Raw genomic sequence first — 21930 nt, 5'->3', positions numbered from 1 at the left:
ATGAACAAAGAACAATTTTACGCGGATTTAAACCGCGATTTCAGCGCGTTAATGGCAGGTGAAACAAGTTTTCTGGCAACGCTCGCTAATACCAGTGCGCTGCTCTTTGAACGTCTTGACGGCGTAAACTGGGCGGGATTCTATCTGCTGGAAGGAAAGACTCTGGTGCTGGGACCCTTCCAGGGCAAGATCGCCTGCGTGCGTATTCCTGTGGGCAAGGGCGTCTGCGGCACGGCGGTTTCAACCGGCGAGGTTCAGCGCGTAGAAGATGTGCATGCTTTTGCTGGCCATATCGCCTGCGACGCCTCAAGCAATGCCGAAATTGTCTTCCCGCTGGTGGTGAATGGCGAAGTTATCGGCGTGCTGGATATCGATAGCACCGAATACGGGCGCTTTACGCCGGACGATCAACAAGGCTTATCCCAACTGGTTACGCAGCTTTCGCAGCTGCTAACCGCTACGGATTATAAAAAATTCTTCACTCGTTAGCATGATAAGCAACGGATAACGTGGCATTTGCCGGTAGCGTCATTATAATGTCGCCTGTTCATGCCGCGGTTTGTTGGCAACTCCGTTGTAATCAGGAAATTTCATGGAAAATCAACCTAAGTTGAATAGCAGCAAAGAAGTTATTACCTTTCTGGCTGAGCGTTTCCCACAGTGTTTTAGCGCTGAAGGTGAAGCTCGCCCCCTGAAGATTGGAATCTTCCAGGATCTGGTCGCGCGCGTTGAAGGCGAAATGAGCCTCAGTAAAACCCAGCTTCGCTCCGCGTTACGTCTTTATACGTCAAGCTGGCGCTACCTGTACGGTATCAAAGTCGGCGCGGTTCGCGTCGATCTTGACGGCAACCCGTGCGGCGAGCTGGACGAGCAGCACGTTGAACACGCCCGCAAGCAGCTTGAAGAAGCAAAAGCTCGCGTCCAGGCTCAGCGTGCGGAACAACTTGCGAAAAAACGCGAGGCGGCCATCGCAAACGGTGAGACTGTCGAAGACAAGCCTCGTCGCGAGCGTAAACCACGCCCTGCGCCGCGTCGCAAAGAGGGAGCTGAACGCAAACCTCGTGCTGATAAGCCGGCTGCTCAGGCGCCACGCGAAGAAAAACGCACGCCGGTAACGGATATTTCAGCGCTGCAGGTTGGGCAGGCAATTAAAGTCAAAGCGGGTAACAACGCGATGGATGCCACCGTACTGGAAATTACCAAAGATGGCGTCCGTGTACAGCTGACTTCTGGTATGGCTATGATTGTACGCGCAGAACACTTGCAGTTCTGAAACGGAGGCCACACCCGGGCATGAACAAACTCTTTAAGCTTACGGCCGTCGCTAGCCTGTTGTTTCTTACAGGCAGCGCGCTGGCCGTTGAGAACATCACGCGTGCTGACCAAATCCCGCAGTTAAAGGAAGAAGCACAGCATGCCACGGTGAGTGAGCGCGTAACCTCGCGCTTTACTCGCTCGCATTACCGCCAGTTTGACCTCGACCAAAACTTCTCCGCCAAAATCTTCACCCGCTACCTGAACCTGCTCGACTTTAGCCACAACGTGCTGCTTGCCAGCGACGTTGAGCAGTTCGCGGCCAGGAAAAGCGAGATTGGCGATGAGCTTCGCTCAGGCAAGCTGGATCTGTTTTACGATTTGTACAACCTGGGTCAAAAGCGCCGTTTTGAACGTTACCAGTACGCGTTGAAGGTGCTTGAAAAACCAATGGATTTTACGGGTAACGACACCTTTAACCTGGACCGCAGTAAATCGCCATGGCCGACAAGCGTTGCTGAGCTAAACCAGCTCTGGGACGGCAAGGTGAAGTATGACGAGCTCAGCCTGAAGCTGACCGGTAAGAGTGAGCAGGAGATTCGCGAAACGCTGACCAGGCGTTATCAGTTTGCGATTCGTCGTCTGACGCAGTCCAACAGCGAAGACGTGTTCTCTCTGGCGATGACCGCGTTTGCGCATGAAATCGACCCGCATACTAACTATCTCTCCCCACGCAATACCGAACAGTTCAACACGGAAATGAGCCTCTCGCTTGAGGGCATCGGCGCCGTGCTGCAAATGGACGATGACTATACGGTCATCAACTCCATGGTAGCGGGCGGCCCGGCGGCGAAAAGCAAGGCGATTACCGTAGGCGATCGTATCGTTGGCGTCGGGCAGACTGGCAAAGCGATGGTTGATGTCATCGGCTGGCGTTTAGACGACGTGGTTGCGCTGATCAAAGGGCCAAAGGGCAGCAAAGTGCGCCTGGAGATCCTGCCTGCCGGTAAGGGAACCAAAACCCGCATCGTCACGTTAACGCGCGAGCGTATTCGTCTTGAAGACCGCGCTGTGAAGCTGACAGTGAAAACCGTGGGCAAAGATAAAGTCGGCGTGCTGGATATTCCTGGCTTCTACGTTGGCCTGACGGATGACGTCAAGGTGCAGCTGCAGAAGCTAGAAAAACAGAACGTGAAGAGCGTGATCATCGATCTGCGTTCTAACGGCGGCGGGGCGCTGACTGAAGCGGTCTCTTTATCCGGCCTGTTTATTCCTGGCGGCCCGGTGGTGCAGGTTCGCGACAACAACGGTAAAGTCCGTGAGGATAGCGATACCGACGGCGTGGTTTACTACAAAGGCCCGCTGGTGGTGATGGTCGACCGTTTCAGCGCCTCTGCCTCGGAAATCTTTGCCGCCGCCATGCAGGATTATGGCCGCGCGCTGATCGTTGGCGAGCCGACGTTCGGTAAAGGCACCGTGCAGCAGTATCGTTCGCTGAATCGCATTTACGATCAGATGCTGCGTCCGGAATGGCCTGCTCTGGGCTCCGTGCAGTACACCATTCAGAAGTTCTACCGCATCAACGGCGGCAGTACCCAACGTAAAGGTGTCACGCCGGATATCATGATGCCAACCGGCACACAAGAGACCGAATCCGGCGAGAAGTTCGAAGATAACGCCCTGCCGTGGGACAGCATTGAGGCTGCCAAATACGTTAAATCAGGCGATCTGGCACCTTTTGAACCGCAGTTGCTCAAGCTGCATCAGGACCGCATCGCGGCCGATCATGAATTCCAGTACATCATGAAGGACATTGCGCGTTTCAATGCCCTGAAAGAGAAACGCAACATCGTCTCCCTGAATCTTGCCCAGCGTGAGAAGGAAAACCAGGAAGACGATGCCACGCGGCTGGCGCGCATTAACGACCGCTTCAAGCGCGAGGGCAAAGCGCCGCTGAAAAAACTGGACGATTTAGCGAAGGATTACCAGGAGCCGGATCCGTATCTTGATGAAACGGTTCACATTGCCCTGGACCTTGCGAAAATGGAAAAAGACGAGCCGGCGCCGCCAGCCGTCGCCGCTAAGTAACCTCCAACGGGCACAAACAATTGTGCCCGTTTTTTTACCTCTCTCAGGCCGCGTAAGCGGCGTCTTTGCAGAATGTAAAGTTATGTATTATTAACCACTTGTGGCGAAATGATGCTTGAAAATGGCAGGCTTGCCCCTACGATGTGGGGTAACGCACAGTGCGTATTTTTAACCGAGGTAAAAAGAAAATTATGATGCGTATCGGGCTTTTCCTGCTGACCAACCTTGCGGTTATGGTCGTTTTCGGGCTGGTGCTAAGCCTGACGGGGATCCAGTCAAGCAGCGTTTCTGGTCTGATGATCATGGCGGTATTGTTTGGTTTTGGCGGTTCAATCGTTTCTTTGCTGATGTCGAAATGGATGGCATTGCGCTCCGTGGGCGGAGAAGTGATTGAGCAGCCGCGCAATGAAACGGAGCGCTGGCTGATGGAGACCGTTCATCGGCAGTCGCAGCAGGCGGGCATCGCCATGCCGCAGGTCGCCGTCTACCATGCGCCGGATATTAACGCGTTCGCCACCGGCGCTCGCCGCGATGCTTCACTGGTTGCCGTCAGCACCGGGCTTTTACAGAACATGAGTCGCGATGAAGCCGAGGCCGTGATCGCTCACGAAATCAGCCACATCGCCAACGGCGACATGGTCACCATGACGCTAATCCAGGGCGTGGTAAACACCTTCGTTATCTTTATTTCCCGTATTATCGCTCAGGTGGCTTCCGGCTTCCTGTCCGGCAACCGTGACGAAGGCGAAGGCAGCAACGGCAACCCGCTGGTCTATTTTGCTGTTGCGACGGTGCTGGAACTGGTGTTTGGTATTCTCGCCAGCATTATTACGATGTGGTTCTCCCGCCATCGCGAATTCCACGCCGATGCGGGTTCTGCAAAACTGGTTGGCCGTGAGAAAATGATCGCGGCGCTTCAGCGTCTGAAAACCAGCTACGAACCACAGGAAGCCAGCAGCATGATGGCGTTTTGTATTAACGGTAAGGCGAAATCCATGAGCGAGCTGTTCATGACGCACCCGCCGCTGGACAAACGTATCGAAGCGCTGCGTAACGGTGAATATCTGAAGTAAGCGGTAAAGATGAAAAAAGCGTGCCCCGAGCGGCACGCTTTTTTTATGCCTGAACCCGGGGCTGCGACAGGCGTAAGCTGCTGATAATTGCCGCAAGCGTGGCAAAGCTGCCCGCCAGCAGAAGGGAGGCATAAGTACCGTGCTCGTGGAACAAGTTAAACATCAACGCCACCAACGCGGCCCCTGAGCTTTGTCCCAGCAGGCGCGCAGTGCCCAGCATACCGCTGGCGCCGCCGCTGCGGTGGCGCGGTGCGGCGGAGATAATCGTATGGTTGTTAGGCGACTGGAACAGGCCAAAGCCCGCGCCACACAGGATCATGCGCCAGACGATGTCCAGATCGCTCGGATTATGCGGCAGCAAAGCCAGGGCGAACAGGCCTGTCGCCATCACCGCCAGGCCAAGCCCACCTAATAAGCCCGCGTGAACCCGTTCAATTAAATATCCGGCCAGCGGGGCCATCACCATGGTGGCAAGCGGCCACGGAGTCAGCAACAGGCCGGTGTCGACCTCGCTGCGGCCAAGTACGGACTGCAGGAAAAAGGGAAGAGAAACAAACGCCAGCATCTGGGCCGTAAATGAACAGACGGAAGTCGCCATCGAGAGCGAAAAAACAGGAATACGCAGCAAATCCACCGGCAGTATCGGGAACGGCAGAGCCAGCTGGCGACGAATAAAGAAGTAGCCGACGATAACCAGCGCGACCAGCTCACCGGCTATCAACGCGCCCGATTGCCCCTGTGAGAAGCCGCTAATGGCGGAAATAAGCAGGCCAAAAGTCAGGGCATTCATAATGGCGCCCGGAATATCAAAACGCTGCCCCTGGGCTTTTTGCTGATTCGGCGGTAAATAACGCAGCGCGAAAAGCAGCGCAATAATGCCGATGGGCAGGTTTATTAAAAACAGCCATTGCCAGGAGGCCACGGAGAGTATGGCGGCCGCGACGCTTGGTCCGGCAGCCGAAGAGACGGCGACAATAAAGGAGTTAATCCCCATGCCGCGCCCGAGAAAACGTTGCGGATAAATAAGCCGGATCAGCGCGGTGTTTACGCTCATTAAAGCGGCGCCGCCAAAACCCTGCAGCACGCGCGCCACGGTTAGCACAGGAAGCGACGTGGAGAGGGCGCAGAATAATGATGTCAGGCAAAAAAGCGCCAGGCCACACTGATAAACCCGCCGGTAACCAAAAATATCCCCTAAAAAAGACATGGATAACAGCGAGACAATAATGGCGATTTGATAGCTATTCACCACCCAAATGGAGGCGGCCGGGCTGGCGTTCAGGTCGCGGGCAATGGTCGGGAGCGCAACGTTAACAATAGTGCCATCAAGCACCGCAACGGTAATACCCAGGGCAATGGTAACTATGGCGCCATAGCGTGCGGGCGTTGGCAGGCCGTCGGGGAGGGTGGTATCCATATAGATAGTGTGACTTTATGGGTATTATTTTACGAGCAATGATTCTAGCATTGATATTTCTGCAGTATGCCGCAGTTTTGTAACGAAATAGTATAGATGCATTGCGGTAGACCTGGCGTCAACTTATACTAAAAACCGGTTCTGATTTTTATAAAACACATGCGATCGAGGTGATTAATGGCAATCGCAGATCTGGATAAGCAACCTGATTCTGTCTCTTCTGTCCTGAAAGTTTTTGGCATCTTACAGGCTCTTGGCGAAGAACGTGAAATTGGCATCACTGAACTTTCGCAACGCGTCATGATGTCAAAAAGCACCGTCTATCGCTTTTTGCAAACCATGAAGTCGCTGGGCTATGTCGCTCAGGAAGGCGAATCTGAGAAGTACTCCCTGACGCTGAAGCTGTTTGAGCTGGGCGCCCGGGCGCTGCAAAACGTTGATTTGATTCGCAGCGCGGACATTCAGATGCGCGAGCTGTCGCGGCTGACTAAAGAAACCATTCACTTAGGCGCGCTGGATGAAGACAGTATTGTCTACATCCATAAAATCGACTCAATGTATAATCTGCGGATGTACTCCCGTGTGGGGCGCCGCAATCCGTTATACAGCACCGCAATCGGTAAAGTGCTGCTGGCGTGGCGCGATCGGGAAGAAGTGAAAGAGATCCTTGCGGGCGTGGAATATACGCGCAGCACAGACCGCACGATTATGAGCACCGAAGAGCTGCTTCCGCAGCTGGACCAGGTTCGCGAGCAGGGCTACGGGGAAGATAATCAGGAACAGGAAGAAGGGCTGCGTTGCATTGGCGTACCCGTATTCGATCGTTTTGGCGTGGTCATTGCCGGGTTGAGTATTTCGTTTCCAACTTTGCGTTTCTCGGAAGACCGTTTGCACGAATACGTGGCGATGCTTCACGATGCCGCGCGGACTATCTCCAGACAGATGGGGTATCACGAATATCCCTTCTGACTGATGCTAAAAAAACGCCGCTAAAAGCGGCGTTTTTACTGTCATCCCTGAACTGCCTCCCGGGCAGGGGATGATTAATTAATGACCGTCGTCAATGACGGTAGCGCTTTTACGCAGAACCGGACAATTGGTGAGTCCAATAATTCCGCTATCGGTGTGAACGAACTGGGCCGTAACGACCTCGCGCGCGGTTAAGTATTTACATTGTAAACCCAGGCCTGCGGCATTCTCGTTGCTGCCAATCAAAACGCCATAGCCCGATAAGAGCAAACCGATCCACAAAAGCGCGATGACAATAACGGCGCGGATCACCATACGCATAGAAACCTCATTTTTTGCTGTGTAGTCTGCTTCTAAGCGTAGTGAATTGTTTTGCATAAACAATATCAGGATTCCTAATAGTTGAGCGCAACGGCATTTAAGAGAGTCTGGTTAAGACAGGTTTAATTTAACGGTGTTACGCTGGAAGAAGATTAGGGTTGATGTGGAGAAATGAGTGAAAAAGTACCGATGGGTTATCCTGGCGGCGATTGTCGTCGCCTGCCTGCTTCTGTGGACCCAAATGGTCAATGTACTGTGCGATCAGGATGTACAATTTTTCAGCGGCATCTGCACAATCAATAAATTTATCCCCTGGTAGAATATTTTTAATCGTCGTGGTGATTTTCTTGCGCCCGGGCAGGTGTAGAATACGCGTTTTGTTGAGGTGGTAAGATGAACGAACTGAACGTTGGCATTTTTAACATTGCCTCTCTGGCAGTCTCCCTGGTTGTGTTGTTGATTGGTCTGATACTGTGGTTCTTTGTTAATCGCGCCAGCAGCCGTGCCAATGAACAAATCGCCCTGCTTGAAGAACTGCTCGATCAGCAAAAGCGCCAGAACGCTCTGCTGCGCCGTTTGTGTGAAGCAAACGAGCCGGAAGCAGAGAAAAAAGCGACGGCGGCGGCAGATGAAGCTGAAGAGGACGATTTTGTCCGTCTGGTCGCAGAGCGGTAACGCTCTGCCGGGTGCTGTACTGTTTTTCTTTCAGGAGCCGGTATGCCGTGGAAAAATCCCTGGTTCGATCCCGGGCTGCCACACCATCTCCCCGACGGTTTTCGCAACCTGCACTCTCTGAAACGTCAGCCGGGTGACGTTAAGCGCTGGCGTGAAGAAAGAAAGGCGCAGGGGCTACCGCATCCTCCGTCCGGCGGCTATCCGGCTTTTATTGAACGCTGGTGGCAAAAAGCCCAGGTGAGCGGCGATGACGAGCGTGTCTGGTGGCTGGGACACGCCAGTTTGCTTTTACGTTTGCAAGGGCAATATCTGCTCACCGACCCGGTTTTCTCCCGGCGCGCTTCTCCGGTCTCTTTTGCCGGCCCTCTGCGTAAAACGCCGGTTTCGCTTAGCATCAACGAACTTCCCCAGCTTGATGCGGTGCTAATCTCCCACAATCACTACGATCATCTTGATAGCGCGACGGTGCGCCAGATTGCCAGGCGCTTCCCCGACGCACGCTTCTTCGTGCCGCTGGGGCTAAAGAGCTGGTTTACAAAGCGAGGCATTCGCCATGTGGCCGAGCTCGACTGGTGGCAGGCGCTAACCTGGAAAGGGATGACTATTACCGCCGTCCCGGCGCAGCACTGGAGCATGAGATCGTTATGGGATCGCAATCGCAGCCTGTGGTGTGGCTGGGTCATTGAAACAGCGCGGCTACGCTTCTGGTTTAGCGGCGATACCGGCTTTACAAGCGATCTTGCGGACATTGCGCTGCGTTTAGGCCCGCTCGACGCTGCCGCTATCCCGATTGGCGCCTACGCACCGCGCTGGTTTATGGGCGATCACCATATGGACCCCCAACAGGCCGTTACCTTATGGCAGCAGATTGGCAGGCCTATGACGATCCCCATTCACTGGGGAGTATTTGAGCTTGCTGATGAGTCGTTGGATCAGCCGCCGCAGGAGCTGCTTGCGGCTCTCTCGGCCGCAGGCGAGCAGTCAAAAAGCTTTACGCCGTTCATCATTGGACAAAGCGCGAGCTTATTTAAAAATAAGTAACAGGTATTATTGCGATATGAATTTTTTATTTAACTGAAAAATCAGCTCCTCGTTTTGTGAAATATATTATAGCGAAACGTTTTTATTGCCTCCCGGCGGGCGCAACGTCATTAAAGTTTCATTATTTTTGCATATTAATAGCGGGTAACTGTGCAAGCTTTATTCTATTTGGCTTGTGCTTGAAAAATTTTTAACCCGCTAATGAAAAGGCCCGCTTTGTATTGCTCATTTTTTGCATATTTATGCAGTAATTAGCATAAGTATAGTGCGGGAGCAGGCGCCTTTTCAGGACTTCGCCTGGACGAAGTGAAGTCTTTGAGCTATGGTAAAAAAGTTGTCCGAATCTTGCTGTTGCAGGCACGACGGCAGGCGCGAGCTTGTGAAGTGTTTTATTCATTAACCGTACGTTTGTTTTTCACCGGCAAATGTACAGTTTCTGGAATCTGTGCGGCAGATCGATACGTGCTTAAAAATGGCTTGCCATTGTTTACGTTGTATGTGATAACACTTTGGGTTAAACGAGGTACAGTTCTGTTTATGTGTGGCATTTTCAGTAAAGAAGTCCTGAGTAAACACGTTGTCGTTGAATACCGCTTCTCTGCCGAGCCTTATATTAGTGCCTCAAGCAGTAACGTCTCTGTTTTATCTAAGTTATGCCTGCGGGCGAAGAAAACAATCTAAGGAATTTGCAAAATGGCAAAGATTAAAGGTCAAGTTAAGTGGTTCAACGAGTCTAAAGGTTTTGGTTTCATTACTCCTGCTGACGGCAGCAAAGATGTGTTCGTACACTTCTCTGCAATCCAGGGTAACGGCTTCAAAACTCTGGCTGAAGGCCAGAACGTTGAGTTCGAAATCCAGGACGGCCAGAAAGGCCCTGCTGCAGTTAACGTGACTGCCATCTAATTCAGCTGAATTAGGCTCAGGCGCCAAAACGCCTAATTGAGTTAAAAGCCTCGCTCTTGCAGCGGGGCTTTTTAATGGTTGAAATAAAATCAATACCTTTCAAAGTATTACCAAAACCCACCCGGCGTTGCCTCTTGTTGCACTCCTGCGAAGGATGTAGCACTGTTTGCGCACGTGCCCCGGCGAAAGTCTGCTTAAATTTTCAATCGCTTAAGTTTTAATAAGGATTGATGGTGAGGAAAATTACCCCGGCGTTGGTGGGCAATTTTATCCAGTGGCGTTTTGGAGTGCTTTGTCTGGCGATCCTGCTAAGCCTGATTTTTTTGCTTGGCCGGGTGGCCTGGTTACAGATTATCTCCCCCGATAAGCTGGTCAGGCAGGAAGACATGCGGTCCCTGCGCGAAAAAACCATTATGGTGCCGCGCGGCATGATACAGGACCGCGACGGCCGTCCGCTGGCGGTGAGCGTGCCGGTCGAAGCGGTCTGGGCCGACCCGAAAGTCATTATGGAGAAGGGCGGCGTCCAGTTCGACCGCCGCTGGCAGGCGCTCGCAAACGCGCTCCATACGCCGTTGAGTGAAATCGCTGCGCGCATTCATCATAACGCGCGCAGCCGCTTCATCTACCTTGCTCGCCAGCTTGAACCGCAACAGGCGGCCTGGATCGACAAATTAAATATTGTCGGGATTTCGCTGCGGGAAGAATCCCGCCGGTTTTATCCAGCCGGGCATGTGGCCGCGAATTTGCTGGGATTCACCAATATCGACGATCGGGGTATCGAGGGCGTTGAAAAGAGTTTTGACCGTCAGCTAACCGGTGCGCCGGGCGAGCGTCTGGTACGTAAAGATCGCTATGGCCGCGTGATTGAGAATATTACCGAGACGCCGCCGAAACCTGCGCATAACATTATGCTGAGTATTGATGAGCGCCTGCAGACGGTGACGGAAGATGCGCTGGGCAATGCGGTATCCTGGAATAAAGCGCAGTCTGGCGCTGCGGCGATCGTTGATGTGAATACCGGTGAAGTGCTGGCGATGGCCAGTTACCCGACTTTTAATCCGAATAATCGCGACGGGGCAACCTCAGAGGATTTCCGCAATCGCGCCATCAGCGACACCTTTGAGCCCGGCTCTACGGTTAAGCCTATGGTTATTATGACCGCCCTGAAGCAGGGGATCGTGCAGCCGGATAGCGTGGTGGACACGCATCCCTACACGCTGGACGGGCACAGGATCCGCGATGTAGGGTATTACCCACAATTAACGCTAACCGGCATCTTACAAAAATCCAGCGATACCGGGGTCTCCCGACTGTCGCTTGCGATGCCGATTCAGGCTCTGCTGGATACCTATAAAAGCTTTGGTTTTGGCGCGTCCACGGGCCTGGGCCTGACGGGAGAGAGCAGCGGCCTACTGCCGCACCGGCAGCGCTGGGGAGAGTTGGATCGCGCAACGTTCTCATTTGGCTATGGATTGATGGTGACCCCGCTGCAGCTAGCGCACGTGTACGCCACCATCGGAAGCTATGGCATTTTCAGGCCGTTATCCATTACGCGAGTCGATCCGCCGGTTGTCGGGAAACGTGTGATATCCGCGCAGATCGCTCATCAGGTTGAACATATGATGGAAAGCGTGGCGCTGCCGGGCGGCGGAGGCACCAAAGCTGCCGTGCGCGGCTATCGCGTGGCGGTTAAAACCGGGACGGCGAAAAAAATTGGTGATGACGGCAAATATATCGATAAATATATTGCCTATACCGCCGGCGTCGCGCCCGCCAGCCATCCTCGCTTTGCGTTGGCCGTGGTTATTAACGATCCCTCCAACGGGGCCTATTACGGCGGGGCGGTGTCGGCGCCGGTGTTTAGCCAGATCATGAGTGATGTGCTGCGCCTGGAAAACGTTGAGCCGGATGGTTTACCGCCGGGGGACGAGCATCTGGTGCTGATGCATAAGGCGCAGGAGAGGACTCCGGCGCCGTAGCCGCTTTTCGCGGCGGGGCGTAAGCGTTACACTTGCGCCCTCGATAGCTACCCGGAGTCACCATGTCCTATCTCTGCCCCCTTTGCCATTCCCCGCTTGCCGCTCAGGAAAAAAGCTTTATCTGTCCGCAGGGACACCAGTTCGACAGGGCGAAAGAAGGCTACGTGAATCTGCTGCCGGTACAGCATAAGCATTCCAGAGATCCGGGTGACAGCGCGGAGATGATGCAGGCCCGCCGGGCATTTCTTGATGCGGGACATTACCAACCGCTGCGCGATGCTATCTGCCAGATGCTGATCCGGTTCGCGCCTGAAACGCTGCTGGATATCGGCTGTGGGGAAGGGTATTACACCGCTGGATTTGCCGGAACGTTAACAGGGTTGACGGGAAATATCTGGGGGCTGGATGTTTCAAAAGTAGCGATTCGCTATGCGGCTAAGCGCTACCCACAGGTACATTTTTGCGTCGCTTCCAGCCATCGTCTGCCGTTTGCTGACGGCAGCCTGGATGCCGTGGTTCGAATTTTTGCCCCGTGCAAGGCCGGGGAGCTGGCGCGCGTGGTCAAACCTGGCGGCGTGGTTATTACCGCCACCCCCGGCCCGCGCCATCTGATGCAGCTAAAAGGGTTAATCTATCAGGAAGTTTTACTGCATTCGGAAGAGACTGAATCGCTGCCCGGCTTTACGCAGGAGCAGAGCAGCCAGATTGGCTGGCCAATGGCGCTGCAGGGAGAAGAAGCGGTGGCGCTGCTGCAAATGACGCCGTTTGCCTGGCGCGCGCGTCCGGAAGTGTGGGAGGCGCTGAAAGCAGAAAAGGCGTTTGCCTGTGAAACCGATTTTGTGGTGCGGATCTGGCGACGCGAGGGATAGCTTAAGGGTAAAAATGGCTGTACAGAATCTGGCAGCCAATGCCGATTAACACCAGGCCGCCGAGGATCTCGGCGCGTTTGCCCAGCATCGGGCCGATAAAGCGGCCAACCATCATTCCCAGCGTGGACATTATCATCGTGGCGCAGCCAATCGCCAGCGCGGTTTCGATGATGTTCACTTTCAGAAATGCCAGGCCTACCCCAACCGCCATGGCGTCCAGGCTGGTGGCAATGGCGGTGGTGACTAAAAGCCAGAAGCCGTGGCGCTGCAGCTTCGGCGCATCTTCTGCATCGCCGCCCCGCACGCCCTCGAGAAGCATTCTTCCGCCAAGAAAAACCAGCAGAATAAAGGCTACCCAATGGTTCCATTCCAGCACGATCTGGCTTGCCAGCAGACCAAGACACCAGCCGATAAGCGGAGTGAGGGTTTCAATGATGCCGAAAATAAGGCCCGTGCGGAGCGCCTCTGAAAATCTGGGTTTGTGAAGCGAGGCACCTTTACCGATCGATGCGGCGAAAGCATCCATCGACATGCCAAATGCGAGAAGGAGAGTTGCGGAGAGAGTCATTACAGCGCCTCAGTTGGGTAACATCCATATACACGTCATCCATCCCCAACGTTCGATGGTTACGTGCCTATGGTCTCGCCTACTCATACCTGAGTCGTACACGCCACGTTCTTAGAACGAGTATGTTGACATGTACATTTTCACTGCTGTGAAAATCGGCTACTCCCCAACGACGGGCGCAACCTTAACATATTTTTTGAAGATAAAACAATAATTGCTATTAACCGCTGATGCCGCCAATGATAACAATTTGCATTTAATTATAAAAGTTATCAAAACGTTAATAAATAAGCACAGAGAATAACCGAAAATAGCCTAAGCTATGTTTTTAATTCGGCAGGCTGGTTAAAAAATATAGATATTGCTATATTTTTAACCTATTGACTGGCAACAAGAAGTTTATAAATCCTTTCCAGATCCTCTATATTCCGGACGCGAATAAGCAGGCGCCGCTGCTCTAATTGCATCACCAGCACGCCGTCTTCAGATAAATTCATCTCTTTGATGCGGGAATAGCGGATCCAGACGCCGGCAAAGAAAAAACCCTCATTTTTGAACAACAATTTAGGCTGGCGAATCCACGACAGATAAAAGGCAACCAGCGCCAGCGCGGATAATAACCATGTGGTTATCGCTGTCCCGTTTGTGGTGACGTTGTTGTAGATGAGGATCCCGACCAGAAAAACAAAGATGGCGCTGTCGATGCGGTTTCGGCGCAGCAGGGTGATGGCCAGCCGGGTTTGGCCTTTCATCTTATCCATTATAAATTCGTCGTAGATCGCCCAGCCGAGCAGCAAAGCGATAAACACCAGCAGTACGACATCCGTTAACGTCATAACACCTTCCGTTTTCAATCGATAAAAAACCGGGGCAGGGCCCCGGTTTGCACAGCAGCTTACTTACAGGCCCAGCAGGCCGATAGCATAACCGACAATGCCGATGACGAAGAAGCCCATGATTATCCACAGCGCATTGACTTTCTTACGCAGCAGCCACATACAGGCGAAGGTGAGCAGCAGCGGCACCAGGCCCGGCATCAGCTGATCGAGGATAGTTTGCACGGTCGTGACTTTAACCGCGCCGGTCTGGTCGGTAATTCTTGACACCACCAGCGGTATGTTAACGTGCGTCCACTTGTTGACCAGCGCCCCCATGACAAAGAGGCCGAGAATAGACGCCCCCTCGGTCAGTTTCTGCAGGAAGCCGCCGCCCATATCCTTAACGATATCAATACCTTTACGGTAGCCGTATGCCACACCATAGTAGCGGGTCAGCAAACGCACGGCGTTAAACAGGATAAAGAACAGCAGCGGACCCAGCAGGCTGCCGCTCATGGCAATCCCGGCGCCCAGCGCTGCGAATACAGGACGCACGGTGCCCCAGAAGATGGGGTCGCCCACGCCTGCCAGCGGCCCCATCAGACCAACTTTGATGCCGTTAATGGCGCCGTCGTCGATTTCCGCGCCGTTCGCACGCTGCTCTTCCATCGCAAGCGTAACGCCCAGCACTGGCGCTGCAACGTACGGATGGGTGTTAAAGAACTCCAGGTGTCGTTTAATCGCCTGTTTGCGCGCGTCGTTGTTCTCAGGGTAGAGGCGTCTGATGGCCGGGATCATAGAGAAGCAGAAGCCCAGCGCCTGCATACGTTCGAAGTTCCATGACCCCTGGAAGAGGTTTGAACGTATGAACACGCCACGAATATCGCCCGCGGTAAGTTTCTTCTCGGTAGTCGTTGTTTTGGTGGTATCAACCATTTCGCTCACCTATTAATCTAATTCGTTATCGAGATCGTTAGCACCAGCAGCCGGCGCCGTGGCGGCAGCGGAACGGTTGTATTTCGGACTCAGCTGGATATAGAGGATGGCCATCACTGCGCCAATCACGCCCAGAGCGACGAGGTTAAAGTCGGTAAACGCGGCGGTCACGAAGCCCAGATAGAAGAACGGCATCAGGTAGCCCGCACGCATCATGTTGATAACCATGGCGTAACCAACCACGACAATCATGCCGCCGGCGATGTTCAGGCCGCTGGTTACCACTTCAGGAATGGCGTTCAGCATGTTCTGCACTTCACTGGTGCCCACTGAAATGGCAACGATAACCGCCGGGATGGCGATACGCATCGCCTGCAGGAACAAAGAGGAGACGTGGATCCAGGAGAGCGCCGTAAGGTTGCCATTTTCGGCAGCTTTATCCGCCGCGTGCTGGAAACCAACGGTAATAGTACGAACGATGATGGTCAGTACCTGGCCTGCGGCGGCCAGCGGGATAGCCAGGGCGATACCGGAGCCGATGCCCTGATGTCCGGCTATAACCAGAATGGTTGAAATAATGGATGCGAGGGCGGCGTCGGGCGCTACCGCGGCACCGATGTTCATCCAGCCCAGGGCGATCATTTCGAGCGTACCGCCGATAATAATACCGGTTTTCATATCGCCCAGAACGAGACCAATAAGCGTACAGGCGACAAGCGGACGGTGGAACTGAAATTCATCAAGCACCGATTCCATACCGGCAATACAGGCTACGATGAACACCAGCACAATCTGAAGAGTGGTAATCTCCATTGTACTTCTCCTTAAACGTGTGACTTAAGTGTAAATACTGAGCAAAACGTAGAATCAGGCAAATCCGGCAGCGTTTAGCTTTTCACCTTCGCGATCAGATCCATCATTTTCAGTTTTTGATCGGTAGAGACTTTACGGGCTTCAAGCTCAATGCCGCGCTCGTTCAGTTTCTTAAAGGCCGCAATATCTTTTTCATCGACTGAAATAGCGTTATTAACCTGGGTTTTACCCTGGCGGAACGCCATCCCGCCGATATTGACAGAAGCGATCTTCACGCCGCCTTCTACGACGCGCTCGACGTCGGTCGGGTTCGTAAAGAGCAGCATCACCCGATCGCCTGCATATTTCGGGTTGTTATAGACGCGGATCATTTTGGCGACGTCCACCACGTGTGCGGTAACGCCTGGAGGAGCAACCTGCGTCAGCAGCGTCTTTCTTACGGTATCGGCTGCCACTTCGTCGCTGACGACGATAATGCGGGTTACGTTGGTCTCTTTCGTCCAGCGGGTGGCGACCTGGCCATGAATTAAACGGTCATCGATACGTGCAAGACCGATATTCATATAGTCGTTCGGACCCATTGGCTTAGCCGGCGCCGCGGCTTTTGGTGCTGGTGCGGCAGGGGCTGCTTTTTCAGCGGGCTTAGCCTTCAGGGCCTTAACGCCTTCGCGGCCCGTTTCTACCGCCAGCGCCACCAGCTCATCAAAAGTGGGCTTGTCATCGCGCGCCATCAGCGTCTCGACCAGCATCGGAATATTGACGCCGGCCACGACCTCGTAATGCTCTTTATCGACGACAATACGGCTAGCCGCATTGAAAGGGCTGCCGCCCCAGGTATCGACGAGAAACAGCACGCCTTCACCGGTCTCAAGGCTGGCCAGCTGCGCGTTGTATTTTTCAATTAACGTTTCGGCATTTTCACCGGGGACGAAATCTATCCAGCCAACGTTTTCTTGTTCGCCTAATAGCATTTCGGCGGTTTTCAGCAGTTGCTCCGCCGCCCAGCCGTGCGTGCCTATGACAATAGCAATAGTCACCCGCTACCTCCTGTGTTTTACATCTGCCCCGATGATTTGAATCGATTCAGATAAAGGGTTAAGAAAAGTTGAACCATTTACCTGAATTATTTTAGACAGTGAAAAAATAATTTATGTGATGCACATCCGTAAATTAGCTTTGTTACGCTTTCAGCTAGTTACAGAGCAAAATATGGCCGCTGCAGGTTGCAAAAAAATTGCAAAGAGAGGTAAATCTTTGCAAAAGGCGCTTTTGCTCTGATATTGTTGAGCTCTTGTTTAATTACTAAGGAGTAAAGGGCTGTAGCCCACCGTATGGACCGTCACCGACGTCTTTTCACTTTCCGGACTGAAGCCTCAGTCCAGCAACGCGACATCTCCCGTCCGTTTATCCATTCCAGTCAAAGTATCGCGCCCGCGAATCGTGGGGTGCCCTTTAGCCATTCCGCCTGCAGGAGCCCGTCATGGAATTCTTAATGGACCCCCAGATTTGGGTGGGCTTGCTGACGCTGGTCGTGCTGGAGATCGTACTGGGTATCGATAACCTGGTATTTATCGCCATCCTTGCGGATAAACTGCCGCCAAAACAGCGGGATAAAGCCCGAATTATCGGTTTATCCTTTGCTCTGATCATGCGACTCGGTTTGCTGTCGTTAATCTCATGGATGGTGACGCTCACCCAACCGCTGTTCAGCGTAATGGATAAAGCCTTCTCGGGGCGCGACCTGATCATGCTGGTCGGGGGTATCTTCCTGCTGTTTAAAGCCACGACGGAACTGCACGAGCGCCTGGAAAACCGCCAGCATGGCGACGGACACGGCAAAGGCTATGCCAGCTTCTGGGTCGTCGTGCTGCAGATTGTAGTGCTGGACGCGGTGTTCTCCCTTGACGCGGTTATTACCGCTGTGGGCATGGTCAATCACCTGCCGGTGATGATGGCGGCGGTCGTTATTGCGATGGGGGTGATGCTGCTGGCCTCAAGGCCGCTGACGAACTTCGTCAACCAGCATCCTACGGTGGTGGTGCTTTGCCTTAGCTTCCTGTTGATGATTGGTCTTAGCCTTGTGGCAGAAGGTTTCGGCTTCCATATTCCGAAAGGCTATCTGTATGCGGCTATCGGCTTCTCCATCATTATCGAGCTGTTCAACCAGATTGCGCGGCATAACTTTATTCGTCATCAGTCAAATGTTCCGCTGCGTGCCCGTACCGCCGATGCGATCCTGCGCCTGATGAACGGTAAGCGTCAGCAGCGCGTCGAGCGTGACGAAAGCAAAACCATTACGCCGATTGAGGCGGAAGCCTTTGCGGCCGAAGAGCGCTACATGATTAACGGCGTGCTGACGCTGGCCTCGCGTTCATTACGCAGCATCATGACGCCACGCGGTGAAATTTCCTGGGTAGATGCGCATAAATCTGTTGAAGAGATCCGCGAGCAGCTGCTGGAATCTCCACACAGCCTGTTCCCGGTGTGTCGCGGCGAGCTGGATGAAATCATCGGCATTGTGCGCGCCAAAGAATTGCTGGTGGCGCTCGACAAAGGCGTGGACGTGACGGCCATTGCTTCCCGGACGCCGGTCATCGTGGTGCCGGAAACGCTGGACCCCATCAACCTGCTGGGCGTACTGCGCCGCGCGCGCGGTAGCTTTGTTATCGTCAACAACGAGTTTGGCGTGGTGCAAGGCCTGGTCACGCCGCTTGACGTGCTGGAAGCTATCGCCGGGGAGTTCCCGGACGCCGATGAAACGCCGGAAATTGTTCGTGACGGCGACGGCTGGCTGGTGAAAGGCTCGACCGATCTGCACGCCCTGCAGCAGCACCTGGATATCAATACCCTGGTCAATGACGAAGAGGATATCGCCTCTATCGCGGGTCTGCTGATCGCGGTTAACGGCCAGATCCCGAAACAGGGCGATGTGATTGAAATTGCCCCGCTGAGCGTCCAGATTGTGGAAGCGAACGATTACCGCGTGGACCTGGTTCGCGTCGTAAAAGAGCGCGATCCCCATCATGAAGAAGAGTAATCAGCGCAGCGGCAACAGCGGAATAGCCTGACCGTTAGGGTGAAGGGGCGGCAGAGCGCGCCCCTCAAGCCAGAGCGGAAACTCGTTTAACGGCATGGGCCGCGCGTACAAATAGCCTTGCAAAATATTGACGCCGTGGTGGCGCAGATACTCTGCCTGCTGCGGTGTTTCCACGCCTTCCGCCACCAGATCGATCCCCAGGCGCTGCGCCAGCGAGATGATAATATCCGTCACCGTTGAGTTCACCGCATCTGTACCAATAGCTGCCGTGAATGATTTATCAATTTTCAGCACGTCAGGATTTAGCGTTTCAAGATAGGTCAGCGAGCTTTGCCCGGTGCCGAAATCATCAATCGCCAGCTCGACCCCCAGCCCGTGCAAATCCCGCACCACGCGATAGTCGACATCCGGCAGCGCATCACGTTCGGTTAACTCCAGCACGAGCTGCTGAACGGCCAGCGACGGGAACCAGTGGCGCTTCAAGTCGTCAATAATTTCGCCGTTGTGGAAGTGGCTGGCCGCTACGTTAATGCCGATATGGAAATCGCGTGATTTCGGAAATATATCCAGATACCGCACCGTTTCATCCAGCACGAAGCGCGTTAACGGCGCGATTAAATTCTGTTGTTCTGCCAGAGGAATAAAGACATCAGGCGAGATCCAGCCCTGGCGCGGGTTGTTCCAGCGCAGCAGCAACTCCACGCCTACACATTGCAGATTTCGCGCATTCATCAGCGGCTGACAGAAGACTTCAAACTCCCTTGACGCAAGGCCGAGGTTAATCTCCCAGGAAAAACTCATGCGGTTTGCCGTGGCAAGCCAGGTGATATAGCCGATAAGCATGCTGAGGATCAGCGCCAGAGGAAGCTGCCCGGGCAGGTTTTTTAACGCCAAGTCACCGGCAGACGGGCCAATGGTGGTAATGGAAAACGGAAATTTCTCCGAAGCCATTTGCTGGCTGGCCAGCCCGCGCTCAACGTTCACCTGGGTAAGCAAACCTTTGCCGTGCTCCAGATGCGAGCCGGCCACGTTGAGCACGGCACGGGTCACCCAGGGCCGCTGGGGTTCAAGCAACAGGCCTGTCAGCATCTCAATGTTTATCACCTCCATCACGCCATCGCGGCTGCCGTTGTCCAGCGGATGCCAGGCAACCAGCACGGGGGAGCCTTTAAGCAATGAACGGTCAGTAGAAAGCAGCAGCAGCGGCGAGGAGGCAGGCAGGCGAGGTTGAAGCTGTGAAACAGGAACGTTCCGGGGGCCAAAAATGCTTGAGCAATACAGCACCCCGTCTTTAATCAGGGCGATGGATCTTACGGTCTGCATCCGGGCTGCCAGCTCACGTATGCTGAGCTGTGCGGCTTCGCAGGGCGTGCCGACAAGCTGGAGCACATCCGCGCTGACGTCATTCAGCGGAGCAAGAACGCTCTCCAGCGTGGCGATAGCCCGAGCGTTAAAGGTCAGCGTTCGCTGCTCGTTGAGTTTGCGTTCAGCGACGTACCGCACGATAAGCGTCAGGAAGAGCACCAGCACGGCCATAGCAGCACAGACAATAAAACGTCTGCGCCGATACCTCTTAACGATACGTTGCGCGGTCTGCATCCTTGGTCACCTTTGCTCAACACCGCGGCCAGAAGCAGCACGCAGGACATTAAAAGTGTAGTGGGGGAATGGGGTTACAACGAGAAAGTAGCTCGGCTTCTTTAAAGTAAAAAAACGGCGCCGGAGAAGGCGCCGTCATAAATCAGTCGCACTGGACTTTTATGGCCAGGCCGCCGCGCGAGGTTTCGCGGTATTTTGCGTTCATATCTTTGCCCGTTTCGTACATCGTCTCGATAACCTTATCGAGCGAAACGCGAGGTTCGCTGGTACGGCGCATCGCCATGCGGGTAGCGTTAATCGCTTTAACTGACGCAATCGCGTTACGTTCGATGCAGGGCACCTGCACCTGGCCCGCAACCGGGTCGCAGGTCAAACCCAGGTTATGCTCCATGCCGATTTCTGCGGCGACGCAAACCTGCTCCGGACTCGCGCCCAGAATTTCGGCAAGACCAGCGGCGGCCATAGAGCAGGCCACGCCCACTTCACCCTGGCAGCCAACCTCAGCGCCGGAAATAGAGGCGTTCATTTTGTACAGCGCGCCAATGGCGCCCGAAGCCAGGAAGTAACGAATATAGATATCCGGGCTGACCGACTCGATAAAGTGATCGTAATAGGCAAGAACGGCCGGAACGATACCGCAGGCGCCGTTAGTTGGCGCGGTAACCACGCGGCCGCCGGCGGCGTTCTCTTCGTTAACCGCCAGAGCGAACATATTGACCCAGTCCACTACGTTCATCGGATCGTTAGAGAGTTTATCGCTGGAAACCAGCATACGGCGCAGCGCAGAGGCGCGACGCGGCACGCGAAGCGGGCCGGGCAGCACGCCTTCGGTATTCACGCCGCGGTCGATGCAGGCGCGCATGGTGCTCCACACGTTGGCGAAATATTCTTCAATCTCTTTGCGGCTGTGCAGGGCCAGTTCGTTCTGCATGATCACGCCTGAAAGGGACATGCCGGTATCTTTGCAGTGCTGAAGCATCTCCTGCGCCGAGTTGAAGGAATAAGGCACGACGACCTCATCGACGGCCTCTTTGCCAAAATGCTCTTCATCAACGATAAAGCCGCCGCCGATGGAGTAGTAGGTTTTGCTGTAGATCTCTTTGTCGCCGCTATAAGCATGGATTGTCATGCCATTTTCATGCAGCGGCAGGTTATCGCTGCTAAAACGCATGCCGTCGTCTTTCGGGAAGTCGACTTCGTGACGGCCCTGCGCCAGCCATAAACGGCCTCGCGCTTCAACGTCGCGGATAAAACCGGGGATAGCGTCGATATCAACGTTGTCCGGCCGGTTACCCGCAAGGCCCATAATAATGGCGATATCCGTATGGTGGCCCTTGCCCGTTAAGGACAGGGAACCGTAGACGTCCACCGCAATACGCGTGGTGCTCTCAAGCAGTCCTTGTTCGAGAAGCGAGTCGACAAACTGCTTACCGGCCTTCATCGGCCCGACGGTATGGGAGCTGGATGGCCCAATGCCGACTTTGAACATGTCGAATATGCTAATCACACTAAAACTCCTCTGAGGCACCGCGTTCGTAAAATATGATGCTAAAAAATGGCTGGTCGCTAG

The 21930-nt window shown here is 54.1% G+C and carries 22 protein-coding genes and 1 riboswitch; of the genes, 13 read left to right on the top strand and 9 right to left on the bottom strand.

From position 1 onward, the window contains the following. The 4 genes from WLO31_RS11910 to htpX all read left to right on the top strand — a co-directional run bounded on the left by WLO31_RS11910 (window position 1) and on the right by htpX (window position 4415). A complete protein-coding gene (locus tag WLO31_RS11910) occupies window positions 1-489 on the top strand; it encodes a GAF domain-containing protein (protein WP_435926809.1) in 489 nt (162 codons plus the stop codon). A gap of 103 nt (window positions 490-592) precedes the next feature. Continuing rightward, window positions 593-1273, top strand: coding sequence for an RNA chaperone ProQ (proQ, locus tag WLO31_RS11905; RefSeq protein WP_435926808.1), 681 nt, complete (start codon window positions 593-595; stop codon window positions 1271-1273). A gap of 20 nt (window positions 1274-1293) precedes the next feature. Next, a complete protein-coding gene (gene prc / locus WLO31_RS11900; RefSeq protein ID WP_435926807.1) occupies window positions 1294-3342 on the top strand; it encodes a carboxy terminal-processing peptidase in 2049 nt (682 codons plus the stop codon). Between the two features lie 191 nt (window positions 3343-3533). Further along, window positions 3534-4415: a protease HtpX gene (htpX, locus tag WLO31_RS11895; RefSeq protein WP_435926806.1), complete on the top strand. Its 882-nt coding sequence runs from the start codon at window positions 3534-3536 to the stop codon at window positions 4413-4415. A 43-nt stretch (window positions 4416-4458) separates the two neighbouring features. On the opposite strand, the gene WLO31_RS11890 is transcribed toward htpX, so the two are convergent. Then, the gene (locus WLO31_RS11890) at window positions 4459-5832 is read right to left on the bottom strand and encodes an MFS transporter (RefSeq protein ID WP_435926805.1); all 1374 of its coding nucleotides are present in this window, start codon (window positions 5830-5832) and stop codon (window positions 4459-4461) included. A gap of 177 nt (window positions 5833-6009) precedes the next feature. Between WLO31_RS11890 and kdgR the strand changes: the two genes are divergently transcribed. Then, window positions 6010-6801: a DNA-binding transcriptional regulator KdgR gene (gene kdgR, locus WLO31_RS11885; protein WP_435926804.1), complete on the top strand. Its 792-nt coding sequence runs from the start codon at window positions 6010-6012 to the stop codon at window positions 6799-6801. 78 nt (window positions 6802-6879) lie between these two features. On the opposite strand, the gene WLO31_RS11880 is transcribed toward kdgR, so the two are convergent. Continuing rightward, window positions 6880-7122, bottom strand: coding sequence for a YobH family protein (locus tag WLO31_RS11880; protein WP_435926803.1), 243 nt, complete (start codon window positions 7120-7122; stop codon window positions 6880-6882). 175 nt (window positions 7123-7297) lie between these two features. Here WLO31_RS11880 and mgrB point away from each other — a divergent pair, with 175 nt between their 5' ends. The 7 genes from mgrB (at window position 7298) to rlmA (ending at window position 12589) form a co-directional block, all read left to right on the top strand. Continuing rightward, window positions 7298-7441, top strand: coding sequence for a PhoP/PhoQ regulator MgrB (gene mgrB / locus WLO31_RS11875; RefSeq protein ID WP_435926802.1), 144 nt, complete (start codon window positions 7298-7300; stop codon window positions 7439-7441). Between the two features lie 74 nt (window positions 7442-7515). Next, window positions 7516-7797 carry a YebO family protein gene (locus WLO31_RS11870; RefSeq protein ID WP_435926801.1) on the top strand — a complete coding sequence of 94 codons (282 nt, stop codon included), beginning with the start codon at window positions 7516-7518 and terminating at the stop codon, window positions 7795-7797. A 42-nt stretch (window positions 7798-7839) separates the two neighbouring features. Then, window positions 7840-8838 carry an MBL fold metallo-hydrolase gene (locus tag WLO31_RS11865; protein WP_435926800.1) on the top strand — a complete coding sequence of 333 codons (999 nt, stop codon included), beginning with the start codon at window positions 7840-7842 and terminating at the stop codon, window positions 8836-8838. 537 nt (window positions 8839-9375) lie between these two features. Then, entirely contained in the window at window positions 9376-9519 is a 144-nt protein-coding gene (locus tag WLO31_RS11860) for a DUF2627 domain-containing protein (RefSeq protein ID WP_271123094.1), read from the top strand. Window positions 9520-9531: 12 nt separating this feature from the next. Then, window positions 9532-9741 (top strand): transcription antiterminator/RNA stability regulator CspE, encoded by a 210-nt coding sequence (gene cspE / locus WLO31_RS11855; protein WP_001062678.1) that lies wholly within the window; start codon window positions 9532-9534, stop codon window positions 9739-9741. A 230-nt stretch (window positions 9742-9971) separates the two neighbouring features. Continuing rightward, complete coding sequence (ftsI, locus tag WLO31_RS11850; RefSeq protein WP_435926799.1) at window positions 9972-11720, top strand: peptidoglycan glycosyltransferase FtsI; 1749 nt, start codon at window positions 9972-9974, stop codon at window positions 11718-11720. 62 nt (window positions 11721-11782) lie between these two features. Beyond that, entirely contained in the window at window positions 11783-12589 is an 807-nt protein-coding gene (rlmA, locus tag WLO31_RS11845) for a 23S rRNA (guanine(745)-N(1))-methyltransferase (RefSeq protein WP_435926798.1), read from the top strand. Between the two features lies 1 nt (window position 12590). Here the strand turns inward: rlmA and mntP are convergent, their stop codons facing one another. The 5 genes from mntP to manX all read right to left on the bottom strand — a co-directional run bounded on the left by mntP (window position 12591) and on the right by manX (window position 16761). Then, window positions 12591-13157 (bottom strand): manganese efflux pump MntP, encoded by a 567-nt coding sequence (mntP, locus tag WLO31_RS11840; protein ID WP_435926797.1) that lies wholly within the window; start codon window positions 13155-13157, stop codon window positions 12591-12593. Window positions 13158-13163: 6 nt separating this feature from the next. Beyond that, a riboswitch (yybP-ykoY riboswitch) is annotated at window positions 13164-13337 on the bottom strand. Between the two features lie 197 nt (window positions 13338-13534). After that, a complete protein-coding gene (locus tag WLO31_RS11835; protein WP_435926796.1) occupies window positions 13535-13993 on the bottom strand; it encodes a DUF986 family protein in 459 nt (152 codons plus the stop codon). Window positions 13994-14056: 63 nt separating this feature from the next. Beyond that, window positions 14057-14911, bottom strand: coding sequence for a PTS mannose transporter subunit IID (locus tag WLO31_RS11830; protein WP_435926795.1), 855 nt, complete (start codon window positions 14909-14911; stop codon window positions 14057-14059). A 12-nt stretch (window positions 14912-14923) separates the two neighbouring features. Next, a complete protein-coding gene (locus WLO31_RS11825) occupies window positions 14924-15724 on the bottom strand; it encodes a PTS mannose/fructose/sorbose transporter subunit IIC (RefSeq protein WP_435926794.1) in 801 nt (266 codons plus the stop codon). Window positions 15725-15798: 74 nt separating this feature from the next. Next, window positions 15799-16761, bottom strand: coding sequence for a PTS mannose transporter subunit IIAB (manX, locus tag WLO31_RS11820; protein WP_435926793.1), 963 nt, complete (start codon window positions 16759-16761; stop codon window positions 15799-15801). A 443-nt stretch (window positions 16762-17204) separates the two neighbouring features. Here manX and yoaE point away from each other — a divergent pair, with 443 nt between their 5' ends. Next, window positions 17205-18761 (top strand): CNNM family cation transport protein YoaE, encoded by a 1557-nt coding sequence (yoaE, locus tag WLO31_RS11815; protein ID WP_435926792.1) that lies wholly within the window; start codon window positions 17205-17207, stop codon window positions 18759-18761. Here yoaE and WLO31_RS11810 read toward each other — a convergent pair whose 3' ends face one another. Both WLO31_RS11810 and sdaA read right to left on the bottom strand, forming a co-directional pair. Then, entirely contained in the window at window positions 18762-20360 is a 1599-nt protein-coding gene (locus tag WLO31_RS11810; RefSeq protein WP_435926791.1) for an EAL domain-containing protein, read from the bottom strand. A gap of 142 nt (window positions 20361-20502) precedes the next feature. Continuing rightward, window positions 20503-21867, bottom strand: a complete 1365-nt coding sequence (gene sdaA, locus WLO31_RS11805) for an L-serine ammonia-lyase (RefSeq protein WP_435926790.1) — start codon at window positions 21865-21867, stop codon at window positions 20503-20505. Window positions 21868-21930: the final 63 nt, after the last annotated feature.

Origin of the sequence: Dryocola sharpae (genome assembly GCF_051307055.1) — a bacterium.
GTDB lineage: Bacteria > Pseudomonadota > Gammaproteobacteria > Enterobacterales > Enterobacteriaceae > Dryocola.
This window is presented reverse-complemented; position numbering and strand designations above follow the sequence as displayed.